The following is a 25,805-nucleotide window of genomic DNA, read 5'->3' as shown; positions in this document are numbered from 1 at the left end:
AGCTCTCTAGAATTGACCTGAAAGCTTACTACTTCCTATCATTGATAGTATACAATTTTATCAAGTATTATAACAGATATATTTATAAAAATCAAGGTATACGATTCTTTATTCCAAATATATTTAAAATTCTGCTGATTTAACCGTTCTTGGAAATGGTATAACATCTCTTATGTTGGCCATTCCAGTCAAATACATAATTGCTCTTTCAAAGCCTAATCCAAAGCCTGCATGTTTAGTTCCACCATATTTTCTTAACTCCAAATACCACCAGTAGTCTTCTTTATCCATACCCATTTCTTCTATTCTTCTCTCCAGTATATCCAGTCTTTCTTCCCTTTGACTACCACCTATTATCTCTCCTACTCCTGGTACCAATAAATCCATAGCTGCCACAGTCTTTTCATCATCGTTTAGCCTCATATAAAAAGCCTTTATATCCTTTGGATAGTCAGTAACAAATACTGGACCTTTAAATACTTTCTCTGAAATATACCTTTCGTGCTCCGTTTGAAGATCTATTCCCCATTTTACTGGATATTCAAATTTTTCTTGTGATTTTTCCAATATATCTATGGCTTCTGTATAGGTAATATGCCCAAAATCTGAACCTACGATATTATCCAATCTATTCATCAAACCCTTGTCGATAAAGGAGTTGAAAAACTCCATCTCCTCCTTAGCATTATCCATTACGTAATGGATAATGTATTTCATCATATCTTCTGCCAAATTCATATCATCCTTTAAATCTGCAAAAGCAATCTCCGGTTCTACCATCCAAAACTCTGCTGCATGTCTTGGAGTGTTGGAATTTTCAGCCCTAAATGTAGGTCCAAATGTGTATACATTTTTAAAAGCCAAGGCATAGGCTTCAGCTTCAAGCTGACCACTTACAGTTAAATTGGTTTCCTTACCAAAAAAGTCCTTGGAATAATCCACCTGGTTATCATCGTCTAAGGGCACATTAGTTAAATCTAAGTTAGTAACGGTAAACATCTCTCCCGCACCTTCTGCATCGCTACCCGTTATGATAGGAGTATGAACATACACAAACCCTCTATCCTGAAAAAATTTATGAATAGCGTAGGCCGTTAAGGATCTTACCCTAAACACGGCATTAAAGGTGTTGCTTCTTGGCCTTAAATGAGCAATAGTTCTTAAATATTCAAAGGAATGCCTTTTCTTCTGTAGAGGATAATCCTTATGAGAATCGCCCTCTAGTATTATTTCCTTAGCCTGAATTTCAAAAGGCTGTTTTGCTCCTGGAGTTTTCACTAATGAACCTTTAACTACTATAGCACTGCTTATAGGTAACTTTTCTACCTCTTTGAAATTTTCTAATTTTTCATCAAATACTACTTGTAAATTGGTAAAAAAGGTTCCATCATTTACTTCAATAAATCCAAATTTTTTTGATGACCTTAAGGTTCTAATCCAACCTTCTATCTCTATTTCTTTATTCAGGAATTTTTCTGGGTCTTTGAAAATCTCTTTTATATCTACTCTCATATATATTCTCCTTTCTATTAATATAATCAATAAAAAAACCTTCCATCCTGAAAGGGACGAAAGGTTCGCGGTACCACCCTAATTGCTAAATAGCCACTCTAATACACGAATAACGGCGTGAATCCGTCTAAGCCTACTCTCTTTTAAGATTTCGGTTAGAAACTCAAGGATGTTCTTCGATATAGGTTTCGTATCAGGCTCCCACTATCCCCGACTCCCTAGGACTACCTCCTATATCTACTCTTCCTATCACAGTCCATATGAACTTTATAATATTATAATTTGATTAATACTCTTTGTCAAATAATTTTGATAGATGTTCTTTGATTACTTGCTCATATCCATGCTCTGTAGGTTCGTAATATTTAGTTCCTATAAGCTCATCAGGTAAGTATTGCTGTTTTATATGAGCATTATCATAATCATGAGGATACCTATAACCCTTGCCATGACCAAGATTAGCTGCCCCTCTATAGGATGCATCCTTCAAATGTCCTGGCACTTTCCCTACTGGTTTATTTCTAATATCTCCCAAAGCCTTGTCAATACCTACATAGGACGCATTGCTCTTCGGTGCACAAGCTACGTAAACTGCTGCCTGAGCCAATATAATTCTACCCTCAGGCATACCAATTACATTTACTGCATTAAATGCGGATACTGCTACAATTAAAGCTTGAGGATCTGCATTTCCTACATCTTCAGAAGCACATATGATTATCCTTCTGGCTATAAACTTAGGATCCTCTCCTGCATTTATCATCTTTGCTAGCCAATACAATGTGGCATCAGGGTCCGAACCCCTCATGCTCTTTATAAAAGCAGAGATTGTATCATAATGCTCATCGCCACCTTTATCGTATTTAGCTGACTTTACCAATATACACTCTTTTATGGTATCCAAGTCTATATCTATTATTCCTCTGTCATCCTCTTCTGTAGAAAGTACAGCTATTTCTAGTGAATTTAATGCCAGTCTTCCATCTCCATCGGATATTGTTATTAGATAGTCGATGGCCTCGTCACTAATATTCACTTCATAGTTACCTAGCCCTCTAACCTTATCCTTTAATCCGTTCAATATGATATTATGGATATCCTTTTTCTCCAGAGGTTTCAAAGGGATAACCATCATCCTTGAAAGAAGTGCCTTATTTACTTCAAAATATGGGTTTTCAGTAGTCGCCCCAATTAAAATAATTATCCCTCTTTCTACAAAAGGAAGCAAAGCATCTTGTTGTGCTTTATTAAATCTATGAATTTCATCTATAAATAAAATAGTCCTTTTATTATAAAGTTTTAATCCTTCCTCAGCTTTGTGGATTACTTCCCTTATATCCTTTACTCCTGATGTAACTGCAGATAGTTTTTCAAAATTCATATTGGTGGAATTGGCTATAATCATGGCCAAAGTCGTTTTCCCAGTACCAGGCGGCCCATAAAAAATCATAGATGTTATCCTATCAGCCTTTATAGCTCTGTTTAAAAACTTTCCATCTCCTAATATGTGCTTCTGACCAACAAATTCGTCTATGGATTCTGGTCGCATTCTATCCGCTAAAGGGGCATTCTTTTTCAATTGACTTTCCATATTTAAAGTAAATAAATCCATCATTATCACCTATTTATCGAAATAATTGTTATTATCTTTCATAATATAACAGATAAGCTGTCTAGTCAATCAAATAACATAGGATTCAAGGTCTCCCCATATTCCTTTTGAAATTGTACACTAGTTAACTATTTCTTTTTTTACGTATTCTGATGTCATTAGTCTTAATATTCCACCATAGCTTAGCCTAAAATGGATCTTATCACCAATTTCATAATCTACCTGGCTGTCAGTACCATCTAAAAGAAGATGATCACTACTACCACCTAATATGTTAATTCCTTTATCTATAGGAAAAATAGTATCAAAATCCACATCCTGTTTTCCAATACCACAGATTATCCTCTTTCTAATCCCTTTATCTACAAAGGTAGGCACTTTCCCAAAAGCATCCCTACCTATTTCCCCATAAGGTACAGAGGGTTTTTCCTTAATCTCTATTATCTCCGCTACCAATTGAAAAACATCATCATAGGTATTGTTTATCCTATTTCCATAGGCAGTTTCTCCCCCTAAGACTAAGGATTCTCCTAGTCTTAAATTATTTATACCTTCTATGGATTGCCCATTCATCAATAGATGTAGGCTGCTTGAATTGCCACCAGATATGATATTTAAATCTATATCAAATCTATTTTCGATATTCTTTGAAAGCTTAACCAACCTACCCAAATTATCCTCATTAGGTATTATTCCTCCATAGCATGTTAGATTTGTTCCTATGCCCATTAACTTTACACCATCTAATTTAAGAGTATTCTTAACAGCTTCATAAACATCCTCGTCATAATAATATCCTTCCCTCAAATCACCTAAATCCACCATCAATATTATCTGATGGACTTTTCCCCTTTCTAAAGCCTTGTCGGACAATGCCTTAATAGTTTTTATTTCAGAATTAAGAGATATATCCGCATATTCTACTACATCTTCTGCTTCAGAAATCATGGGTAATCTTACTAATATCTTTGGAATATGGAAATCCTTTAATTTTTTTAAGTTTTCCACCCTTGAATCTGCAATATAGGATACACCACCATCAATATAAGCCTTTGCTATTTCTGAATGACCGCAGAACACCTTAGTTACACCAGCCACTTGGATTCCACATTGATTACATATATCTACTATGGTTTTTACATTGAATTTCAATTTGTTTAAATCTATTTCAACCTTGGGGTACTCCATAATCATCCTCCAATCCTTATACCCTTATCTAGCCTAGGCTATCTTTCAATAATTTTAGAGCTTCTTCAGGGTATTTTTTACTCATTACTCCTAGTGAAGCCATTATATAATGATTATCTATTAATATATCAACTTCCTTATTGGGAAGCAATTCATGGCCTTTGTTGCTTAAAGGTATTTGCTCTAAAATCTTAGTTCTATTTGGCAATCGGGTCAAGGGCCCACCAGTGCCTATAATAGTTTTTATTTGAGTTAGGTCCTTACCCTCAGCTATGGTCTTCTTACCACTAGGTCCATAGAGATGTCTCAAACGCCCTGCATGTCTTTTAGTAGCTACTATGGCTCCATGCAAGGTGATTTTTTCCACAAAGAGCTTTTCTAATTCCATCTCTGGGATCGGCTTATAAGCTTCTATTATCCTATTTAATTCTTCTAAGGATATATTTAACTCCTTCCTCAATTCTTCTTTTCCTACCATATCCACTATATTATACATATTCACGTATACACCTAGATCTCCTTCTACAGTCCTCTTAGCTAAAGGCTCTGGATTTACTAATATCCTATTTATTTCATCACTACCCTCCGTAACAGAATGGATATCGGTGGTAGCCCCTCCTACATCTATCGTCAGTAGATCACCAATATGCTGATAAAGCAATTGGGATGCTTCCATAACTGCCCCTGGAGTAGGCATTATTGGCCCTGTTATCATATCTTTAACTTTCTTCATTCCAGGACCATGAATTATATGATCTTCAAATACTTGCTGAATAATCTTTCTAGCAGGTTCAATATTTAGTTCATCTATCTTTGGATAAACATTCTCCACAATATATAGTTCAGACCTTCTATCATGAAATATCTCCCTGATTTCCTGCTGGTTTTCAATATTTCCTGCATATATTACTGGTATATCTAAGTCTAAATTAGCTATAAGTTCTGAATTGTATAAAGCTGTATTCCTTTCCCCATAATCTACCCCTCCAGCAATCAAGATTATATTTGGATTTATCTTCTTAAGCCTTTCTAAATCTGAATTTCTTAACTTACCGGCAGTTATATACTTTATATTGGCCCCTGCCCCTAATGCAGCTTCCTTAGCAGCTTTTACCGTCATATCGTATACAAGACCATGAACCGTCATTCTCAAGCCCCCTGCGGCGCTACTAGTGGCTATGATCTCTTTCCATTTTATATCCTTCGTATTCAAATTATGGGCTAAATCTAAAATAGCAGATTTAAGACCAATATTTACATCTCCTTCTTCCACCGAAGTAGGAGCTTGCCCTTGTCCTAAGAAAGATGGACAAGGGCTTAAGTTAAATGCATTTACCACCGTAGTAGTACTTCCTATCTCCGCAACTAGTAGATCAATCTTCATTTTTCATCTCTCTTCTCTTCTTCACTAGGAAAGTTGCCACCTGATCCCCATTAGAACCCCTACCAAATCCGGCATCCATACCATTTTCTATAGCCAATTCATTGGATACTTGAGTACCACCGGAAGCCAATATTATATCGTCCCTTATCCCCTTTTCTATACATAGTTCATGGAGCTTTTTCATGTTCTTATAGTGGATATCATCGTGACTAATGATAGTCGAGGCTAAAATTGCATCTGCATCAATTTCTATAGCAGCATCTACTAGCTTTTCCACTGGAACAGAGGTACCTAAATAATGACATTCTATTCCATACTTCTCTACGCCACCATGCTTTATATCTATTATCTCCCTTAATCCTACAGAATGCTCATCTTCCCCTACTGTAGCAGCTACTACCTTCATTGGATTTTGTTCGATATCTTCCCTTATTTCATCTTCTGTCAAGATTTCTGGTTTTGGTGGAATGATGAGCTCATCTATATCTATTGTAAATCCAACTATTCCCTTTAATTCGATTCTAGTCCCTTCCGCTTCCTGCATTATCTCTTTATGAATAACCTCTACATCCTCTAATCCCAGTCTTCTTCCTATTTCTAATGCTGCAAATTCTGCCACTCTTTCCTCTGCAGGTAAAAACATTGTCATCAACACTATGCCATCTCCAAGCCATTCCATTTCCGGCTTTATCTTGGAAGTGTTTCTAAGCTCTTTAGTCTCCTCTAATCTTAAATACACATTGTCGTTTTCATCTAATTCATCGATATATATGATCTTATCAGGATACTCAAAGGTGCTACCGCCTATTAGTTTTGAAGGATTGTCTACAGCAGATTCATCATATTGGGCTATATTGTTATATCCAAAATGGGCTGTTACTGGCGCCATATAATCTTCTTCTCTTTCATATATGGTACCTAATCCAATACCTCCATCTATCTTCCTTGCAATCCCATCACCATTTCTTTCTGGATAATAGCCAGAATCTACAAAGAAACCTTGTTCTACTGCATTAAAATATCCACCTACTTCTATTATTTCTTCCATAAATAATACTGCCCTTTCCTTCAATTCCCTAACTTTATCAGCTAATTCACCTTTATTCCTTTTTATCTCAATCATATCCGTTAATCCGTCCATCCCAGCAAATGCCTGTTTTGCTGTATCTACCGCTTCTATATTATAAATATGCCAAGGTACATTTCTACCTTCATCAGGAGTGATAGTAGATTGGATTTCCGCTCTTGTCAATTGAGATATTAGTAAGTTTAAAGTATGAGTAACAGTAGCCTCCCTTGTAGAAGATTCCATATATTTAGTATTCATCTGAGCTCTCATCTTATATTCATCAAAAAGCTCCCTTAAAGCTACAGCATAAGGTAAATCTAATCTCATACAAGGTGCTGGTGGTGCTGTCGGGGGTACCGTAGACAGGCATATGTTCTCTTTCTTCATACCTACTTTTATTGAAAACATGGAATTGATTCCATGTTGAACCATTAGCTCTGGCATCACCTTCCAAGCTTCCCTAGCTGTTGCATTAGCATTGTGAGCCCCATCTATTTGAGCAATATCTGCCCAAGCCATAATCCTTTTCGCACAGGCAGCATCTACAAAGGATCTAACCATATTTATATTTCTATACAGTACATTATATTGAGGATCCTGATGGGCTCCATTGACACCTTCTTCAGCAAACATGACCGCAATCTCCGGGCCTGCCACTCCACTAACATAGGAATGATAATTAATAGGTCTACCTACTTCATCTTCGATTATATCCAAGGCTTTCCTCTGAGCTCTAACCTGTTTTCTGGTTATAGGAATACCTCCTATTCCTTGAGGTGTTCCTTCTATTAATCCATCATAATGACTTTGCCCAGCAGTTCTAATTACCATTAGATGGTCGGCACCGTGCCAGGCGGCCATTCTCATACGTCTAATATCATCCTCAAACCTACCTGAAGCAATCTCCGTAGTAATAATAGATTTTGGTTGAGGATCTATATTATCAAAGTATTTTGCTGCTGGTAGAGGTTGACTGTTTTTTAAGGATTCCGATGTATCATAGTATTCAAATTTACCTAAGTTTCTTTTTTCACCAATTCCTTCTCTCCAGGTCCACCCTCTTCTTCTTGGTCTATACTTATCTAAATCTTTTAATATATATTCTATATCTAACTTTTCATTGGGTTTCAACTCCATTAATTTTCACCTACCTTAAATATTTCCATTACATCATCCCACATCTCCCCTTGGACTAGTTTTAATCCAGCTTCTCTTATTTCAACTCCCTTTTCTGTAGCCAATCTATAGACGATATGCCCAGCCCCTTTTCCCAACAATCCTCTATCAATGGCCCCATCTACAATGGTCTTAGCTTCCAGGCTTGAAAAACCCATTCTAAGTAGTACAGATCTTTCAATCGAAGGAGTGGTGTTTTTTTCAGCCAATTCCACTAAAGGATCGACTATCTGCTCCGCCAATTCCCAAAATCTTAATTCCAATTCCTCCTCCGTTAGATTTGCTAGATGCTTCCTTCTTTCCTGAAAATCATCTTCTCTCTTCATACTTTTCCCTCCTAATATTCTACTCCAAACTCCTCTAGTATTGATTTGACAAACTTCTCATTAGATCTAGTATCTTTTATAAGAAATTTTAGATCTTCTTTGTCTATTTCTTTTGTAGAATTGTGTTTAATGCAATTTCTAATGTAGGATCTCCTGATTCTATTTAAATCTACTTCATCAATTTTTATATAGCTTGGATCCTTTGGGAGTATAATATTCTTTCCTGGTACTTCTTCAGATGGATCACCAATCAATATTTCTATTCCATTTTCTTTAGCAAAGGTTAATTGAGGCTGTATATGTTTACCTGCACCAGTATATTCAGTTTCTTGAACTACTATAATCTGATCTTCGTCCAACTCTTGGGCTATTATAAAAGCAGCAGCTAAGGATGTATTACCTGCCGGTCCTCTTTCTAGACCTTCTAATTGGGCTAATGCTTCTGTCATATAAAATACCGAACCTTGATTTACAGTAACATATCTATCCATATATCTTAAAGGTCTAGCGGCAGATCTAGGGACATCAGATCTATCTGGCCAAGTAGCAAAAGGAATACCAAATCCCGTATGCCCTGTAGTAAAAGATTTTTTGTTAAATTGGGTATCACTTGCCATATGAAGGCCCTCTAAACTAACACTAGCTCCTACTACTTGAGTATCATAAGCTCCAGCTTTAATCAACCCTCTAGCAGTTCCCGTTAGATTACCTCCTCCTGCATTGGTTACCACTACTACATCTGGATCCCTTCCTTCCCTTTCTCTAAACTGCATAGATATTTCATAACCCAAGGTCTCCACTCCCGCTATACCAAATGGGGTGTATAGGGACGCGTTAAAGAATCCGGTTTCCTCCAATAAAACTAAAAATGTATAGAACAATTCTGGTCCCACTGTAAGCTGTACTACCTCTGCTCCATAGGCTTCACATTTTCTCGCTTTCTCTATTATCTCCGGTTGCCCAGCGCCTTTAGAATCATAACACTCCTGTACTATTATGCATTTTAAACCTCTCATGGCAGCCTGGGATGCTACTGCAGCTCCATAATTACCGCTAGTTGCTGCTATAACACCCTTATACCCTAATTTTTCTGCATGATAGCAGCTAGTAGCTGCTCTTCTAGCCTTAAAACTTCCAGAAGGATTAGCTGCTTCATCCTTAATAAATATCCTAGCCCCTTTCCCAAATGGTGCATACTTTCTAGCCAGTTTTGTCAGGTTTTTTAGCTCAAGCAATGGTGTATTTCCTACCCCGGTTTCCCGCTGGATAGTTTCTATTTCTTGAAGAGTATAGCCAGTTTCTCGCATCATCCTTTCATAGTCAAAAGCAATACTACCTGACTCGAATAGATCATAGTCAATACCAATGGCAGCTTTCATTATTTCCCCTTTCCTATCCATTACAGCTTGAAAACTCATATCCTTAGCCACACTATTCACCGTCCTCTTCTACTAAACTCCTCAACTGTCTACCAATATACAGTATTTCAGGAACACATTTGCCAAAATCATGTTTATAATAAGGATTTACCTCCATTAATGTACCTTCTACTTTTCTACCTATATAAGTTTCAACTTTCACCCTATCCCCAATATTTGCTTCATCCTCTAATAAAAATCCCTTGTTCCAAAATTCCAATGGCACTTTTTGTGTATCCTCTGGGAGATTAGGTGCTCTATCTTTAGCCTCTAATACGATATTGTGAATCTTTACCCAATCACCATGCTTTGCATCCATTCCTATCCCTCCTATATCCATCTCAACTAACGAAACATTATTGATAACTAAATTCGACTAATCCCTATCTATTAAATTCCTCATATCTCCCATAATTGCCCTTGGTACTGGGAGATCAATCATGGTCTTAAGTCCTGGTCTAGAATTAATTACATGGGGTATCATATTTACACACATTGCTATGGTGCCTATACCTCCTGGAATTTCAGGTTTTATTGCCATATTGATATTGGGAGTACCTTCAATAGCAATATAATCTCCAGTATCTATACCTTCTAATTGAGGTTCTACTTGTTGAGGATGTATCATTTCGATCTTTAATTCTCCGTTAACATTACCATAACCTTTCATATTACATCCCGCCACATTTCCTGGTTCTACTTCGGCATAGGGAGCTTTTCTATATACATTAGACACTATTGGTTCCATAGTTTGCTCTATTTTGCCATCTAATTTCCACCCTAATGCATCGGCAATCATGGATACAGATTCTTGAAATCCCACATGGCCAGCTAGATCATCCATTGCCACTCTCCTATTAAATTCATCAGCAGTTATACCTACACCCTGTTCCTCCATTACTGCAGGACCAAAAGGTGATAAGTTGTTGATCCTTTCAGCTTTGATATTATCTACATCAATACAAGCTCCTGTCAAAGTGATGACTAACAAATCCATTATTAGGCCTGGATTTATTCCCGTTCCCAAAACTGTCACACCATTTTCCTTAGCTATTCTATCCATCTCCTTAGCTAATTCTGGTTCTTGGGCTTGTGGATATGCCATTTCCTCTGCAGTAGATATTACATTTATTTTATTTTCAAGACAATATTTTATCTTTGGAAACACATCCTTTGTGAAGGAATTGGTAGCTATTAGGGCTATATCCGCCACACCTTCCTTTATTGTTTCCTCATAGGATTTAATGATGATATCCTCTCTATCCCCTCTTTCCACATCTAAAAAGTCATACATACTCTTTCCAAGTTTTTCACCTATATCTATTACCCCTACAATTTCTACACCTTTTTTACTAAGTAGCATTTCTGCCATCCCCTCACCCATGGCTCCTAATCCCCAAATGATTACCTTAATATTTTCTTTTGTCATTTTGACACCTCCATAACTTATTACTTAATATACATGCAATCCTCTTGCCAATTTAGGATGTAATGATATTCTAATAATATCTTACAAGAAAATACATACTGATATCAACTGTTTATGTAGTTTAATTGATAATAATTGTATATTTAGAAAAAGAGCTAAAATAGACTCTATATGCAAAATAGTTTGCGCCTTTACGCAAACTATTTTGCATATAGAGAATACTTTTTCATCTTATATTGTAACGCTTGCCGCTTTATTCCCAATACTTTTGCCGTTTGGGATATATTATAACTATTGTTCTCTAAGGTTTTATGGATTACTTCCCTTTCTATATCATCTAAATATTCTGGTAAGGATTTACTCATTTCCAGGGTTGTTTTTTCTCCTCCCCTATCATGACTGAATATATTGGGAGATACAACAAAATCTTCTATTTTTAAAATAGTCCTATCATGATTAACATAATTCATTGCTCCTTCTATAGAATTTTCCAGTTCCCTAACATTCCCTGGCCAAGAATATTTAGCAAAAGATTTAAGAACCTTCTGGTCAATACCAGTTATATTTTTACCTAACAATAGATTATATTTTTCAATAAAATAACTACATAAAATAGGGATATCTTCTTTTCTCTCTCTTAAAGGCGGGATACTAATAAATATCACATTTAACCGATAGTATAGGTCCTTTCTTAGAGTACCCTTTTCTACACTTTCTATAGGCTTTTCATTAGTTGTTGCAATAACCTTAACATCAATGGGAATATCCTTAACTCCTCCTATCCGGCGAATATATCCTTCTTGTAGTACCCTTAATAATTTAGCTTGTAATCCAAGGGACATAGAGTTTATCTCATCTAGTAATAGAGTTCCTCCATCTGCCTGCTCAAATATACCTTCCCTTTCAACGGCTCCAGTAAACCCACCTTTTTCAGTACCAAATAGTATGCCTTCCAGTAATGTCTCTGGTATAGCAGCACAATTTTGTGCTATAAAAGGTTTGTTTTTCCTAACCCCTTCATAGTGGATACTCTGGGCAAAAAGTTCCTTACCAGTACCTGTTTCTCCATACAACAATACAGAAGATGGTGAATTGCTAGCCCTTTTACCTATTTCTATAGCCTGCAATATACATTGGTCTAATCCAATAATATCCCCAAATGTATAGTTCTTTTTTCTCGTCTTCTTTTTTACACCATTATAATTGCTCTTCTTTAATTCATGCTGTAATTCCATGAGTTGGTTAGATAGGTCGTTTAGATAGGTTATATCTTTTGAAATCTCCAAAGCTCCTAAGATCTCATTCTCCCAGATTAATGGTATGGTAGAATTTATAGTGGTAATTTTTTGTCCCTTGTAATTTAGATAATTTTGGGTTTTATCTAAAATAGGCTTCCCAGTATTTAACACCTTAATCAAAGTTGAAGTATCCTCGTCTAAACTTGGAAATATCTCTAGTAAATCCTTATCTATAACCTGTTCTATCTCCAATCCTTCTAATATTGCCATTACCTTATTATACAATATAGTATTTCTATTTCTGTCTATTACATGGATGCCAATATCCGTATGATGCAAGATATTCTGCAGTATGATCTTGTTAAAATCTACCTTTTCCATAAAATCATCCTTTTTTAAGCTACGCCCCTTCTATTGGTATTCTAATTTGGAAGGTAGTACCCTCGTTGAGATGAGACTCAATTTCAATATTGCCATTAAATACCGAAACCACATGCTTTACTATAGCTAGACCTAATCCAGTGCCTCCTACATCTCTAGAACGAGATTTGTCTACCCTATAAAATCTTTCAAATATCCTATCTTGTTCTTCTTTTGCAATTCCCACTCCATTATCCATGATCTTTAACATTAGATGTCCTTTTTCAACTTCAATAGATGTCTTCACATAGCCTCCTTCAGGAGTATATTTTATTCCATTATCTATAAGGTTTATCAACATCTGTTTGAAATAATTATAATTTCCTTGTATAGGTGGTGCGTTTCCGAGGATTTCTTTTTCCAACATAATATTCTTCTCTGCCGCTTCCCTACCTAACATTTGAAACACTTCATCTAAAACCTCTTCCACATATATGAGTTCAGGAATTATATCTAGTTTCCTATTTTCCACTTCTGATAACAAAAGCAAATCTTCTACAAGTCTGTTTAGTCTATTGACTTCCCCATCCATAATATTTAAAAATTTTAGCGCTAGATCTCTATTTTTAATTGCACCATCCTTTAAGGTCTCAATAAAACCTTTTATAGAAGTTAGTGGGGTTTTCAATTCATGGGAAACATTAGCAACAAAATCCTCTCTAACCCTTTCCAATCTTTTCATCTTGGTTATATCTTGAATGACAAATACAGTTCCTAATCTACCAGTAGAATATTTACGGAACATAATAGGATTTGCATATATAGTTAATATTCTATCATTAGGTTGTTTCCTTTCTATCTCTATTTCCTTTGGGAGCCCCAGTTCTATTAATTCTAAAAAAACTTTTTTTAACTTTTCGTCCCGAATTACCTCCTCTAATCCTTTACCCATGGCATCAGCTTCATCTAGTTCCAATATCTTTTCAGCATAGGGGTTAATTAGTATGATATTGAGCCTATTGTCAAAGGCTATTACCCCATCCCCTATACTTATCAAAGTAGCCTTTAACTTTGTGTTAGCTTCTTGCAGCTGCCCAATGGTATTTTGTAGCTTTCTACTCATAAAATTGAAGTTTTCAGCTAGGTATTCTAGTTCCTTATCATCATGAAATACTATTTCTTCTTCATAAATTCCATCAATTATGTTTTGAGTGGCTTTAGTCAATGCCCTATAAGGCTCAATAGCATACTCCATATGTCTCATACCTATTAATAGTCCTATTACCATGGATACTAATAAAGATACGAAAACCCTTCTACCAAATTGTCTATTGATCCTGGATATATCCTCATTATATATAGATATATTTAATTCCTTAATGTAGCCATCTTCAAAAGATATACCATCACTGTATAATAATTCTTCCTTCCTTTGATGGGATGGATTATACTCATGAGAGCTGATTATACGCCCATCATACAAGCTTATACTTACTTGTCCCCCTAATAATTCCGAGTAGCTATTAACTATCTCCTTTAACTGATATTCATCCCACTTTTCTTTAGAGCTAAGTGTATTCCTTAATATGGTTTTGGTAGAACCGATTTTCCCTTCAATATCTTTAAAATATTGGGACTTTTCAAACCCCATAGATATAATACTTGTAACTATACTAGTAGACACTACTAGTAAAAGAAGTGTTATCCAAATTTTTCTTTTCATAAATTACCTCAACCCTATCCTATATCCTACTCCTCGTACCGTCTCTATATATTGGGGGTTTCTATCATCATCTTCTATCTTCTTTCTCAAATTTCTTACATGCACATCTACTGTCCTAGTCTCACCATAAAAATCGTAACCCCATACCTTATCCAACAATATATTTCTAGATAAAACCTTTCCCTTGTTTTCCAGCAAAATCCTCAATAATTCAAATTCCTTTAGAGTTAAATCCAATAGTTCTCCGTTTTTTTCTACCTCATGTCTTTCCAGGTCTACCCTTAAATTTCCAAGATTGATTATTACTCCACCATTTTGTTTTTCCGTCTCCCCTATCCGTCTTAATAGTGCATTAACCCTAGCTATTAATTCCTTAATGCTAAAAGGTTTGGTAATATAATCATCTGCACCAATATTTAATCCTAAAACTTTATCAGCCTCGCTACTTTTAGCTGTTAACATGATAATAGGAATATGTGAATCTTCTCGTTTTAGCCGTTTACATACTTCTATGCCATCAATTTTAGGTAACATCAAATCCAGTATTATCAAGTCAAACCTTTCCTCGGAAACCATATTTAAGGCTTCTACTCCATCATAGGCTTCTTTAATTTCATAACCACTATTCTCTAAATTATACTTTAATAACTCAACAATACTAGGTTCATCATCTACAACTAAAATTTTAATACTCATATTAACCCTCCAAAATCAGAAGTCAATCCGATAGCAGCCATCATTCTATTTTTGGTACCTCTTTCCTTTCTATAGGAATAAAATTTATCACTATGGCAAGCAGTACATGCTTCAGTTATTGCAATGTTGTCATCTAATACACCCTTATCCTTTATTTGGAGATAATTAATCTTCCATAAATCTAAATATATTTTATTGCCCCTTTCCTCTACTATTCCATCGAAATCATTAAACCTGTTTGCAAAATTACAGGCTAGATCCCTACCAATTTCATAACAACAAGGTCCTATAGAAGGTCCTATACCTACAAGTATATCTTCTAATTTAGAATCATATTTATTTACCATTAAATCAATCATCTTCCCGCTGATATTTCCGTATGTTCCCTTCCAACCGCCATGTGCTAATCCGACGACTTTATTCCTTCGGTCATAAAAATATATTGGGACACAGTCGGCATGATAGGTGATAAGAACTAAATTGGGCATATTCGTCACCAAACCATCCCCTATTAGATTGTGAACATTTTCTTCCCCACTAATACCCTTGTCTATGGATATTATATCCGTACCATGGACTTGGGTTAAACCTACTATATTGGTTTTTGGAACATTGAATATTTTTGATAATTTTTCAAGCTCATTTTCCCCCCACCCTATCCTCGAGGTAAACAGATGATTCACTTTTGCTTCATTAAACAATCCTATTTCATAATATATAATCTCTTCATGACGATTTTCAATAATTTTCACCTAATCACCTCACGCATTTATTCCTCATTGAGTAGTTTTTTCAATTCTTCCATAAATGTATTGATATCTTTAAATTGTCTATATACTGATGCAAATCTAACATAGGATACTTCATCTATATTTTTCAACTTGCTCATTATCATTTCTCCAATATGTTGACTAGTTACTTCCTTTTCCATAGAATTATACAATTCCCTTTCGATTTCATCTACAGTTTCTTCTATAGTGCTTAATGGTACTGGCCTTTTTTCACAGGCTTTTAATATCCCATTCAATACCTTATTCCTATCATAGGCTTCTCTAGTGCCATCCTTTTTTACAATAATTAATGGCATGGCTTCTACTTTTTCATAAGTTGTAAACCTTCTAGCACATTTAATACATTCTCTTCTACGTCTAATGGCTTGTCCTTCATCTGTTGGTCGTGAATCTACCACTTTTGTCTCATAATAATCACAAAATGGACACTTCATATATACACCTCACATTCTACTATTTATCTTGATTATAATATATAGTATTTCAATTGTCTAATGTCTAATAGTCCTCTATATTTATATCTACCAGTATAGCATCGGTACCAATCCGAACTATGTTCTTCCAATGGATCACTAAATCATTATCTTTTCCAAATAACCCCAATATCTTACCTGGACCTGGAATTACTACTGCTATTACCTTTCCATTTTCTAAGTCCATTTCAAAATCATATATTAGACCAATCTTGGCCCCATCTCTTATATTTATGACTTCCTTCTCTCTCATTTCTGATAATTTAACCATTACCCCACCTCTTTCTATTCCCTTTATATATATATATATTTAATGTACAAGTATAAATATACCTTAGATTTTAATGGGGTAATGGTCTATATCAAATTAGTTTTCTCATCTGTTTTAAAGCATTTTTTTCCAATCTTGATACCTGGGCCTGAGAAATGCCTATTTCTTCAGCTACCTCCATTTGAGTTTTCCCTTCATAAAATCGCAAATTCAATATAAGCTTCTCCCTTTCATTTAACTTGCTTATAGCTTCCCTCAATGCTATCTCTTGTAGCCACACTTCATCTTCTGCCTTTTTGTCTTTTACTTGATCCATTATAAATATAGCATCCCCACTATCATGATATATGGGCTCAAATAAGGAGATAGGTTCTTGGATTGCATCTAGAGCAAAAACTACCTCCTCCTTGGGTAAATTTAATTCTTCAGCAATCTCGTTAATAGTTGGCTCTTTGAGATTTTTATTGATCAAATGATCCCTAGCCTGAAGAGCCCTATAAGCAATATCCCTTAAAGATCTGCTTACCCTAATAGGGTTGTTATCCCTTAAGTATCTTCTAATCTCCCCTATGATCATAGGCACTGCATAGGTAGAAAACCTTACATTTTGGCTTAAATCAAAGTTATCTATAGCCTTTATCAATCCTATACATCCTACCTGAAACAAATCGTCGACATTTTCTCCTCTCCTATTAAATCTTTGAATTATACTAAGCACCAATCTCAAATTTCCTTGTATAAACTCTTCCCTTGCTTTCATATCTCCTGCTTTGATTTTTATAAACAGTTCTTGCATCTGTTCATTTGTCAATACCGGCAATTTAGATGTGTTAACACCGCAAATTTCAACTTTGCTTGTATGCAACTATTTCATTCCTTTCTCCGTGTTTTGCCCCTTTACAATTAAAATTATTGCCCCTATTCTTTTTTTTATTCAATTAATAATTAACATAATTACCCACCATATTTAAGTATTCTATCATTAAAACAATGAAAAATAATATGCCCCCTCTTGTAAACAGATCATTTAATATAATCTGCCTACCCTAGGGAGCATATCTATCTATATTTTTACTCTTTTTTTACATCAATCTAACCATTTCTTTTCTTAATCGTTTGATAATTCTCTTTTCTAATCTTGAAATATATGACTGGGATATACCTAACATATCTGCTACTTCCTTTTGTGTTTTTTCTTTTCCATTTTTTAGACCAAATCTTAATTCAACTATAGTCTTTTCCCGTCCGGATAGTTTATCTATAGCTTGGTTTAGTAACTCTTTATCTACCTCTTCTTCTAAAAACTTAAATATTATATCGCCATCAGTTCCTAGTATATCTGAAAGTAACAATTCGTTCCCATCCCAATCCACATTTAGAGGCTCATCAAAGGATACTTCTGATTTTACCTTACTGTTTCGTCTTAAATACATAAGTATTTCATTTTCAATACACTTTGAAGCGTAAGTAGCCAATTTAATATTTTTATCTGGATTAAAAGTATTAACCGCTTTTATTAGTCCAATAGTACCAATAGATATCAAATCCTCAATGCATATGCCAGTATTTTCAAATTTCCTAGCTATATATACGACTAATCGTAAATTCCTTTCGATCAGAATGCTTCTAATGCTGTCGTCATATTTTAATCTTTTTAAATAATAGCTTTCCTCTTCTGGTTTTAAAGGTGGTGGAAGTACTTCTCCACTTCCAATGTAGTATATACTATCTAGATACTTTAGTTTACATAACACCTTATTAAACCATAGATTAATCTTCATAATTATTTTTTTCAAAATATTTCCCCCTATCCTAATAATTCTGGATGCAATAACCCATTATATATTTCATCTGTAGCTAATTTATCATTATAAATAGCCACTATTATGTCATTCGTCAAGCTCTTTGTCTCTGATTCTAAATTTATCTTTATTATATCTGGTTTAAATCCTATTAATATACCATTATCATTACCTAGGGATTTGAAAGGTATCAACCGAAGTTTAATATCATCGGAAATCTCTTCCATAACCTTGCCCATAAGATTTAAATCCAATTCTTTGTTCGATAGGTACATATCCTTTATTGAATCTGGCAGTATATTCTCTAATGCCTTATACTCTGCAATGATTACTGGCTTTTGCGATATAGGTTCTTTGAGAGAGTTACCTGTATCTATTAGAGCAGTTAACTGGGCTTCCCTATCGTTTAAACCTATAATAATATTTGTTATAAAACTTTCTTTATTTACTCTTATTTGGTAAAACTTAAGTATATATCTTATAAGTATTAAAGCAACTACTATTCCAATAATTAAAAATTTTGCTAATTCGTCTGAATCCTTAAAGGAAATTCCAGTGAAATGAAAACTATTGTTTAAAATATAAAAGATTCCAATTATTGCACCTGCAAATGCAAAGGAAACCATATAAAATGCTGATATCTGTTTAATAAATTGATTAAATTTTTCTGGGTTAAAACCTATTATTACCATCAATACTGAGATAGAAAGCTTGATGCTAAACTTACCCATAAATTGTAACGAAGGAAAAAAGGCCACTAAAGTATAAATAGATCCTACTAAAGCCCCAATTAATAGTCTAATTTTTCTAGTTCTAGTTCTTGTGATCTTCTTTGTTACATATAATATAATGTAATTTATTATGATATTTTCTAACAACAGGTATTCAGCATATACGTACAATTTAATACCTCCTTTAAAAAATGTCTATACTATAAACATATTCAAAAACTAAAGTATTTATGTCCATTATACATAATATACAAGTAAAAATTTGTCACTATTTATGCAATAAAAAAAACGTATCTCAATTTTGAGAAACGTTTTTTGACAATAAGCTTTATAATTCATATTAATCTTTTTTTCTCAGGAAAGTAGGAATATCCAAGTTATCTAAGTCAAACTGGCTTGTAGCAGCGCTTTCTTCTTCTGTTATTGATTCTGTTAGCCTAGTTTTCCTTAATGCTCTTTCTGAATCGAAACCTGTTGCAATTACAGTTATTTTTATTTCTTCTTTTAAGGATTCATCTATACCTGCACCAAATATGATGTTTGCATCCTGGTCTACAGATTGTCTTATTAAATCTGCTGCTTCATTTACCTCAAATAATCCTAAATCTCCACCACCTGTAATATTCAGCAATACAGCTTTCGCTCCATCGATAGAAGTTTCCAGCAGGGGACTCTTAATTGCCTGTTTTGCAGCGTCTACTGCCCTATTTTCACCAGAAGCTTTACCTATTCCCATATGGGCAATACCCTGGTTATACATAATGGTTTTAACATCAGCAAAGTCTAAGTTGATTAGGTTAGGAACAGCTATTAAATCTGAAATCCCTTGTATTCCCTGTTTAAGTACTTCATCTGCCATAGCAAAGGCTTCTACCATGGTGGTTTTCTTCTCTGCTACTTGCAACAATCTATCATTTGGTATAGTTACTAATGTATCAACCTTTGCTTTAAGCTCTTCTATGCCCTTTTCTGCATGAATAGCCCTTCTCCTACCTTCAAAGGTAAAAGGTTTAGTTACAACTCCTACAGTTAGTATTCCCAGTTCCTTAGCAGCTTCAGCAACTATTGGGGCTGCACCAGTACCTGTTCCTCCCCCCATACCTGCAGTAATAAACACCATGTCTGCACCTTTTAATGCTTCAACGATTTCATTTCTATTTTCCTCAGCTGCCTTCATGCCAATTTCTGGATTTGCACCAGCGCCTAGTCCCTTAGTTAGCTTTTCTCCAATCTGCAATTTATGTTCTGCTCTTGATGAATATAAAGCTTGTCTATCCGTGTTAAGTGCAATAAAGTCTATTCCCCTAACTCCACATTCAATCATCCTGTTAACTGCATTGTTACCGCCACCGCCAACCCCAATAACTTTTATTCTAGCAAACTCTTCAACTTCAACATCAAAATCAAACACAATTTTAACCCCCTTCTCTATTAGTTAAAAAGCTACTATTGAACCTAAATATTTTTTACTAAAGATAATAATGGTATAATATATTAATTGTACCCTAAAAGAATGCCAATTTAAATGGTTATTCATTATTTTTCGACTTATGTCTATTTAATAGAATTCTTCTAATGCTAGCAAAGTTCTCGAAAAGCCTTCCTCCAAAGGTAAATATGGCTGCATAATATAAAGGAACTCCAAGCCTATCGCCGATGTATGCTAAAAAGGCAGCTAATACAGCATTTCCAAAAAATCCGGATATAAATATTCCAGTATCAAATTTTTTCTCTAAATTTGCCTTTATCCCACCGAAAACCGAGTCTAAACAAGCTAATATAGCTACTGAAATATATAAAGAATAAGCTGTATTATATGTGTAGGGTAACATAAGACCAATTACCAATCCAATGGTTATACCTATTAAAGCAAAAAACATATTAATCACCTTCTCTTAATGGTTTAGCATATTTGAAATTGAATCTTCCAATATATGCTGGAATTATAATGCTATCTTCTGTGGTCGATTCTATAAAGATTTGATCTATGTGTTTCAATGCATAGGCATAGGTATTAGGAGCATTTATAGCTGCCATCAAAAGCTTTGGATCCCCTATAGCTTTGATTACAAAGGGAGTTCCCAAACTTTTCCCGTTTACTCTGATGATAGGACCGCCACATTTTATCTCCGATATAGACAAGACCCTCTGACCATTTACACTTATTGCTTCAGCCCCAGCGCCTCTTAAGTCGTTGATAATTCTTAACACATCTATATCGTGAATAATATCTAACTCATATTCTTCTCCAAAAGCGCCTTCTGCCATATTATCCTGCATTATAATGACGATTCCAGGACCTTCTACTTCCTGAAAACCAGCAATGTTTTTGTTTTTCTCAAGCTCTGCATTTAAAATATCAATAATATTTTCATCCCCACTAGCAATGCTTTCTAGTATCTTTAACTGCCCCTCCTTCTCTGCAATCAATTTATTCAAATCTTCAATCTCCTTGTTAACTGTATTTATATCATTTTTAGTGACCTGAATAGATTTCAAAGTAACAGGAGCAATAGTAGGTATATTTTGTTTAAATTGACCTGCCATAAAAACACCTAGTAAAACAGAGAAAATCAATATGGTAATATTAGGTTTTTTTGTATTGTTCATATTTATCCCCCAAATTTAATTTGCCTCCTGTTCAACTGGCTTTGAATAGATAAACTCTTTTAGTTTTCTATACTTTGGTATCTGTACATTTTTTTCTTGTGTTAAATGTACATTGTAATCATAATATTCTAAAGTCCATACAATCCCTCTTTTAATAGCTAAAGCAGACTCTAATGTCTCGGGATTACCAATAGCCTTTATTACAATAGGTGCTCCTATGGATACGCCATTTATCTCAATATGGTCTCCTGCCTTTTCTATTTCAGTAAAAGCAGTATACCTCTGGTCGTTAATAGAAATAGCCTCTGCTTCAGCTGCATTTAAAACACTAATAGCTTGAAGAATCAAATCTAAATCATCTGCAATGCTATACTCTATACCAAATTGTACATCAGCAGGTGGATCATGAACCTCCAAGACTATTCCAGGACCTTCTAGGTCTACATATCCTGCTAACATCCTATACTTTTCCAAATCCTTATACAAGTTTTCAGCATAGACATTATTGTCAGCCTCACCTTTTTCATATAATTTTATCTTCTCCTCAGCTTCATCTAATGCTTTTACTGCTGCATCCCTAGCCTCTTGAGCTTTTTTCAGTTCTAAAGCTAGTTGCTGTGCCCTTTGGGTAGGAAGTACTCCTTCTCCCACAGTCTTGTTTACAGTTTTAAATTGTATAGCCAATATAATGCCTAAAAATAAGGAAACCATAGTAATTGCTAATCTACCATTTGATTTTTTCATATAATTCCCCCTATTAATCGTCTGTCACTACAATTGGATTGTCCCCTTTATTTAATAAAATTTGCTTTGCATGGATTTCTTTATTATCCATATCTTCAAGAATCTTAGATAGGAAGCTTAATTTATATTTTACATTATCTAAGGGTCCAAAGGCAACCTTAATACCATCTATTAACTCAATCATTGTATTATTATTATCGGAAAAGTTGATATATTTCATCAATGGTAGTAATCCCTTTTCTTTGCTAAATGCGATAAACTCTCTATAAGCCTCCTTACCATCCCCACTAAAAAGCTTTTCTCCAGGTATAACATCTATTAACTCAATACCAAAAATCTGGGGTAATTCAACCTCCCCTTTGTTCTCATCTATAGATAATATATATCCTTCTTCGTCTATATATACAAAAGCACCAATATAGGGTATGATTGCCACTTCCTCCCGTTCTACAATCTGAATAATTATACTTCTTGGTAATCTTCTCTTAACTTCTGCTTTTTTTATATAGGGTAACTTTTCCAAACTATTTTGTCCTTTTTTCTTACTAATATTGAATATATTTTCTCCCTTTATATAAGTTGATGCCTTAAGTATTTCATCGTAACTCATCTTATCATTACCCATTATTTTAATACTATCTATGTGAAAAAAATTAGTTTTAAAGGCAAACAAGTATATAAGGGTAAGGATTAAAATCAACAATAGAAATTTTAAAACCCTTTTTCTTCTTATGTTTTTTCTGTGTTTACTGTTCTTTTTCACTGGTTAACACCGCCTACTTGCTTGTCCTACATTTTAAAAGCAGCGAATGCTGCTCCTCTATACCATATCAATATTGGCACCTAATCCTCTAAGTATCTTATGAAAATCTTCATACCCTCTTTCAATATGATAGACATTTTCTATTTCAGTTCTCCCTTTTGCAGCTAGTCCTGCTAATACAAGACAGGCTCCACCACGCAAATCTTTAGCAGCAGTCTTCGCCCCTGTCAGGTCTTTCACTCCCTTAATAATTGCAACTTTCCCAAAGGTTTTAATATTAGCTCCCATCCTCATAAGTTCTTCTGCATGTTTGAATCTATTTTCAAACACTGTCTCCGATATTATACTAGTACCATTGGCTATGCTTAACAATGCCATAATTTGAGCCTGCATATCCGTTGGAAAACCTGGATAGGGTAAAGTTTGTATCATCTCTATGGAATTTATCCTTTCTGGTCCTATTATCTTCAATGAATTTTCATCATTATATATTAAACATCCTGCCTCTCTTAACTTTGCAATTATAGCTTGCAAATGGTCTATTATTACATTTTTTAGTATAACTTCTCCTTGAGTTATAGCTGAAGCTACCATATAGGTCCCAGCCACTATTCTATCTGGCATGGTATTGTGGGTTACACCCCTCAGTTTATCTACTCCTTCGATAATAACAATACTTGTGCCTGCTCCACTAATCTTAGCACCAGCTCTATTTAAATAGTTTTGTAAATCTACTATCTCTGGTTCTCTAGCAGCATTTCTAATTGTAGTAATACCTTTAGCTTTTACAGCAGCTAATATGATATTCTCCGTTGCTCCTACACTAGGATAATCTAACTGTATTTCTGCTCCCTTCAATCCCTTTGTTTTACAGTGTATAAAACCATGGGATTCCTCTATTTCTGCTCCTAACTCCCTTAATGACTTTAAATGTAGATCGATAGGTCTAGGCCCAATTTCGCATCCCCCAGGATAGCTTATAATTACTTCACCACATCGAGATAGCATTGCTCCCATAAGAATTATGGAAGATCGCATTTCCCTTGCCAATTCATCGGGAATCTTTATTTGGTCCAATGGTTTAGAATCAATCCACATCATATTGTCCATACGCTTTATATTACAGCCAAGGGCTAAAAGTATCTTTTCCATAACTTCTACATCACGAAGATCTGGAACATTAAAAATAGTGCTTTCATTGCCTCCAATAACAGTAGCAGCTAGTATAGGTAAAATTGCATTTTTTGCACCAGATACGCTTACCTCACCTGTCAATCTATTGCCGCCATAAACAATTATTTTTTCCATTATCGCACCTCCAATATGCCAAAGCTTAAGTATATCACCATATTATGCATATGTATTGGAAGTGTGATAACTAACTATACAATAAGTTCATCTATAATATCTACAATTTTATCTACTGCATCTATTCTCCCTATTTGTTTACTGTTTTTACACATATCCACCAAAGCTTTTTCATCTTTAATAACACTACTAATCATTTCGTTTAACTTTTCTCCGGTTAAATCCTTCTCCAATATTACAAGTGATGCACCTTTTTTCTCAAATGCCCTAGCATTATATTCCTGATGATTTTCTGCTGTATAACCCTTTGGTATCAATATACTAGGAATGCCAACGGCAGAGATTTCAGCTAAGGTTATAGCACCAGCCGAGGTTACTACCAAATCAGCAACATTAATAGCCTTTGGCATATCGTAGAAATAGGGCACGACCCTTATATTGTTGCCTAAGATCAAATTGTTCTCTTCTAATTTATTTGTGAAATCCTCATAAAACCTTTTACCAGTAATATGAAGTATCTGTAAATTCCCATTGGAGATATTCTCCTTTATCACATAAAACATTGCTTCATTTAATTTTTTCTGTCCACCGCTTCCCCCAAAAGATAATATGAAGGGAACATTAGGATCAATTTTTAAATCCTTAAAGGCTTTATCTAAATCAATTTCAACAATGCTCTTTCGTATTGGATTTCCAGTAACAACTACCCTGTCTGGATATTTAAAATACTTAATGGACTCTTCAAAAGTTACCAAAACTTTATCTACATATCTTGAAAGAATTTTGTTTGTAACCCCTGGAAATGCATTTTGTTCATGGATTAAAGTGGGAATATTTTTTTTGCTAGCCTTATAGACTACTGGCCCACACACATATCCTCCAGTACCAATTACCACATCAGGATTGAAGTCCTTTATAATTTTATTTGCATCCCTAAGCCCTAAAAGCAACTCCTTCATAGCTACAAAAGCTTCCTTGTTAATCTTCCTTGGCATGCCCTTAACTCTTATGGTTTTAAAATCATATCCTTCTCTAGGTACCAGCTCAGCCTCTAGGCCCTTTTCCGTACCAACATATAGAATATTTGCATCTCTATGCCTTTTTTTTATTTCATTTGCTATGGCTAGAGCTGGATATATATGTCCTCCAGTTCCCCCACCTGTAATTAAATATCGCATAAT

26 protein-coding genes and 2 other annotated features (1 of these 28 cut by a window edge) are annotated in these 25,805 nt (G+C 34.8%); of the genes, 1 reads left to right on the top strand and 25 read right to left on the bottom strand.

The window, feature by feature from the left end:
- Positions 1-51 (bottom strand) — a binding site (T-box leader) (it extends 160 nt beyond the left edge of the window).
- Complete coding sequence (locus C3E88_RS12475) at positions 42-143, top strand: hypothetical protein (RefSeq protein WP_442870631.1); 102 nt, start codon at positions 42-44, stop codon at positions 141-143. Its footprint overlaps the feature before it by 10 nt.
- Here the strand turns inward: C3E88_RS12475 and asnS are convergent.
- From asnS to murG, 25 genes are all read right to left on the bottom strand, one after another.
- A complete protein-coding gene (gene asnS, locus C3E88_RS03090; RefSeq protein ID WP_236908598.1) occupies positions 124-1,512 on the bottom strand; it encodes an asparagine--tRNA ligase in 1,389 nt (462 codons plus the stop codon). The genes C3E88_RS12475 and asnS overlap by 20 nt on opposite strands.
- A 49-nt stretch (positions 1,513-1,561) precedes the next feature.
- Positions 1,562-1,774: a binding site (T-box leader), on the bottom strand.
- 24 nt (positions 1,775-1,798) lie between these two features.
- A complete protein-coding gene (locus C3E88_RS03085) occupies positions 1,799-3,124 on the bottom strand; it encodes a replication-associated recombination protein A (protein ID WP_236908596.1) in 1,326 nt (441 codons plus the stop codon).
- A gap of 120 nt (positions 3,125-3,244) precedes the next feature.
- Positions 3,245-4,312 (bottom strand): ornithine racemase Orr, encoded by a 1,068-nt coding sequence (orr, locus tag C3E88_RS03080; protein WP_236908594.1) that lies wholly within the window; start codon positions 4,310-4,312, stop codon positions 3,245-3,247.
- Positions 4,313-4,340: 28 nt separating this feature from the next.
- Positions 4,341-5,696 carry a GlmL-related ornithine degradation protein gene (locus C3E88_RS03075; RefSeq protein ID WP_236908593.1) on the bottom strand — a complete coding sequence of 452 codons (1,356 nt, stop codon included), beginning with the start codon at positions 5,694-5,696 and terminating at the stop codon, positions 4,341-4,343.
- On the bottom strand, positions 5,686-7,902 hold the full coding sequence (oraE, locus tag C3E88_RS03070) for a D-ornithine 4,5-aminomutase subunit OraE (protein WP_236908592.1): 2,217 nt from the start codon (positions 7,900-7,902) through the stop codon (positions 5,686-5,688). Before oraE ends, C3E88_RS03075 begins: the two co-directional genes overlap by 11 nt.
- On the bottom strand, positions 7,902-8,267 hold the full coding sequence (locus C3E88_RS03065) for an ornithine aminomutase subunit alpha (RefSeq protein ID WP_236908589.1): 366 nt from the start codon (positions 8,265-8,267) through the stop codon (positions 7,902-7,904). The genes oraE and C3E88_RS03065 overlap by 1 nt, the downstream gene beginning before the upstream one ends.
- Positions 8,268-8,278: 11 nt before the next feature.
- Positions 8,279-9,706 (bottom strand): 2-amino-4-oxopentanoate thiolase subunit OrtB, encoded by a 1,428-nt coding sequence (ortB, locus tag C3E88_RS03060; protein WP_442870630.1) that lies wholly within the window; start codon positions 9,704-9,706, stop codon positions 8,279-8,281.
- Positions 9,699-10,004 carry a 2-amino-4-oxopentanoate thiolase subunit OrtA gene (ortA, locus tag C3E88_RS03055; protein WP_236908587.1) on the bottom strand — a complete coding sequence of 102 codons (306 nt, stop codon included), beginning with the start codon at positions 10,002-10,004 and terminating at the stop codon, positions 9,699-9,701. The genes ortB and ortA overlap by 8 nt, the downstream gene beginning before the upstream one ends.
- A gap of 57 nt (positions 10,005-10,061) precedes the next feature.
- Positions 10,062-11,114 carry a 2,4-diaminopentanoate dehydrogenase gene (ord, locus tag C3E88_RS03050; protein WP_236908586.1) on the bottom strand — a complete coding sequence of 351 codons (1,053 nt, stop codon included), beginning with the start codon at positions 11,112-11,114 and terminating at the stop codon, positions 10,062-10,064.
- A gap of 200 nt (positions 11,115-11,314) precedes the next feature.
- Positions 11,315-12,733, bottom strand: coding sequence for a sigma-54 interaction domain-containing protein (locus C3E88_RS03045; RefSeq protein WP_236908585.1), 1,419 nt, complete (start codon positions 12,731-12,733; stop codon positions 11,315-11,317).
- Positions 12,734-12,752: 19 nt separating this feature from the next.
- Positions 12,753-14,435 carry a sensor histidine kinase gene (locus C3E88_RS03040; RefSeq protein WP_236908582.1) on the bottom strand — a complete coding sequence of 561 codons (1,683 nt, stop codon included), beginning with the start codon at positions 14,433-14,435 and terminating at the stop codon, positions 12,753-12,755.
- A 3-nt stretch (positions 14,436-14,438) separates the two neighbouring features.
- Positions 14,439-15,131 (bottom strand): response regulator transcription factor, encoded by a 693-nt coding sequence (locus C3E88_RS03035; protein WP_236908578.1) that lies wholly within the window; start codon positions 15,129-15,131, stop codon positions 14,439-14,441.
- Positions 15,128-15,883, bottom strand: a complete 756-nt coding sequence (gene pgeF / locus C3E88_RS03030) for a peptidoglycan editing factor PgeF (RefSeq protein ID WP_236908575.1) — start codon at positions 15,881-15,883, stop codon at positions 15,128-15,130. The genes C3E88_RS03035 and pgeF overlap by 4 nt, the downstream gene beginning before the upstream one ends.
- A gap of 17 nt (positions 15,884-15,900) precedes the next feature.
- Positions 15,901-16,356, bottom strand: a complete 456-nt coding sequence (gene nrdR, locus C3E88_RS03025) for a transcriptional regulator NrdR (protein WP_236908572.1) — start codon at positions 16,354-16,356, stop codon at positions 15,901-15,903.
- 64 nt (positions 16,357-16,420) lie between these two features.
- Positions 16,421-16,666 (bottom strand): YlmC/YmxH family sporulation protein, encoded by a 246-nt coding sequence (locus C3E88_RS03020; protein WP_236908571.1) that lies wholly within the window; start codon positions 16,664-16,666, stop codon positions 16,421-16,423.
- Between the two features lie 91 nt (positions 16,667-16,757).
- Positions 16,758-17,531: an RNA polymerase sporulation sigma factor SigG gene (gene sigG, locus C3E88_RS03015; protein ID WP_236908570.1), complete on the bottom strand. Its 774-nt coding sequence runs from the start codon at positions 17,529-17,531 to the stop codon at positions 16,758-16,760.
- Between the two features lie 217 nt (positions 17,532-17,748).
- Entirely contained in the window at positions 17,749-18,450 is a 702-nt protein-coding gene (sigE, locus tag C3E88_RS03010) for an RNA polymerase sporulation sigma factor SigE (RefSeq protein ID WP_236908780.1), read from the bottom strand.
- Positions 18,451-18,473: 23 nt separating this feature from the next.
- Positions 18,474-19,370, bottom strand: a complete 897-nt coding sequence (gene spoIIGA / locus C3E88_RS03005; RefSeq protein WP_236908569.1) for a sigma-E processing peptidase SpoIIGA — start codon at positions 19,368-19,370, stop codon at positions 18,474-18,476.
- Positions 19,371-19,539: 169 nt separating this feature from the next.
- Positions 19,540-20,610, bottom strand: coding sequence for a cell division protein FtsZ (gene ftsZ, locus C3E88_RS03000; RefSeq protein WP_236908568.1), 1,071 nt, complete (start codon positions 20,608-20,610; stop codon positions 19,540-19,542).
- A gap of 118 nt (positions 20,611-20,728) precedes the next feature.
- Entirely contained in the window at positions 20,729-21,079 is a 351-nt protein-coding gene (locus C3E88_RS02995) for a small basic family protein (protein ID WP_236908567.1), read from the bottom strand.
- 1 nt (position 21,080) lies between these two features.
- Positions 21,081-21,809, bottom strand: a complete 729-nt coding sequence (locus C3E88_RS02990; protein ID WP_236908566.1) for a DUF881 domain-containing protein — start codon at positions 21,807-21,809, stop codon at positions 21,081-21,083.
- 15 nt (positions 21,810-21,824) lie between these two features.
- On the bottom strand, positions 21,825-22,553 hold the full coding sequence (locus C3E88_RS02985; RefSeq protein ID WP_236908565.1) for a DUF881 domain-containing protein: 729 nt from the start codon (positions 22,551-22,553) through the stop codon (positions 21,825-21,827).
- Between the two features lie 13 nt (positions 22,554-22,566).
- Positions 22,567-23,316, bottom strand: coding sequence for a cell division protein FtsQ/DivIB (locus C3E88_RS02980; protein ID WP_236908564.1), 750 nt, complete (start codon positions 23,314-23,316; stop codon positions 22,567-22,569).
- A 57-nt stretch (positions 23,317-23,373) separates the two neighbouring features.
- Complete coding sequence (gene murA, locus C3E88_RS02975) at positions 23,374-24,624, bottom strand: UDP-N-acetylglucosamine 1-carboxyvinyltransferase (protein ID WP_236908563.1); 1,251 nt, start codon at positions 24,622-24,624, stop codon at positions 23,374-23,376.
- A 74-nt stretch (positions 24,625-24,698) separates the two neighbouring features.
- A complete protein-coding gene (gene murG / locus C3E88_RS02970; protein WP_236908562.1) occupies positions 24,699-25,802 on the bottom strand; it encodes an undecaprenyldiphospho-muramoylpentapeptide beta-N-acetylglucosaminyltransferase in 1,104 nt (367 codons plus the stop codon).
- Positions 25,803-25,805 lie beyond the last annotated feature (3 nt).

The organism is Clostridium sp. Cult3 (assembly GCF_021655115.1).
In the GTDB taxonomy this organism is placed as follows: domain Bacteria; phylum Bacillota; class Clostridia; order Tissierellales; family Tepidimicrobiaceae; genus PPXY01.
Note: the sequence above shows the minus strand (reverse complement) of the source record. Positions and strands in the feature narration are given on the sequence as shown.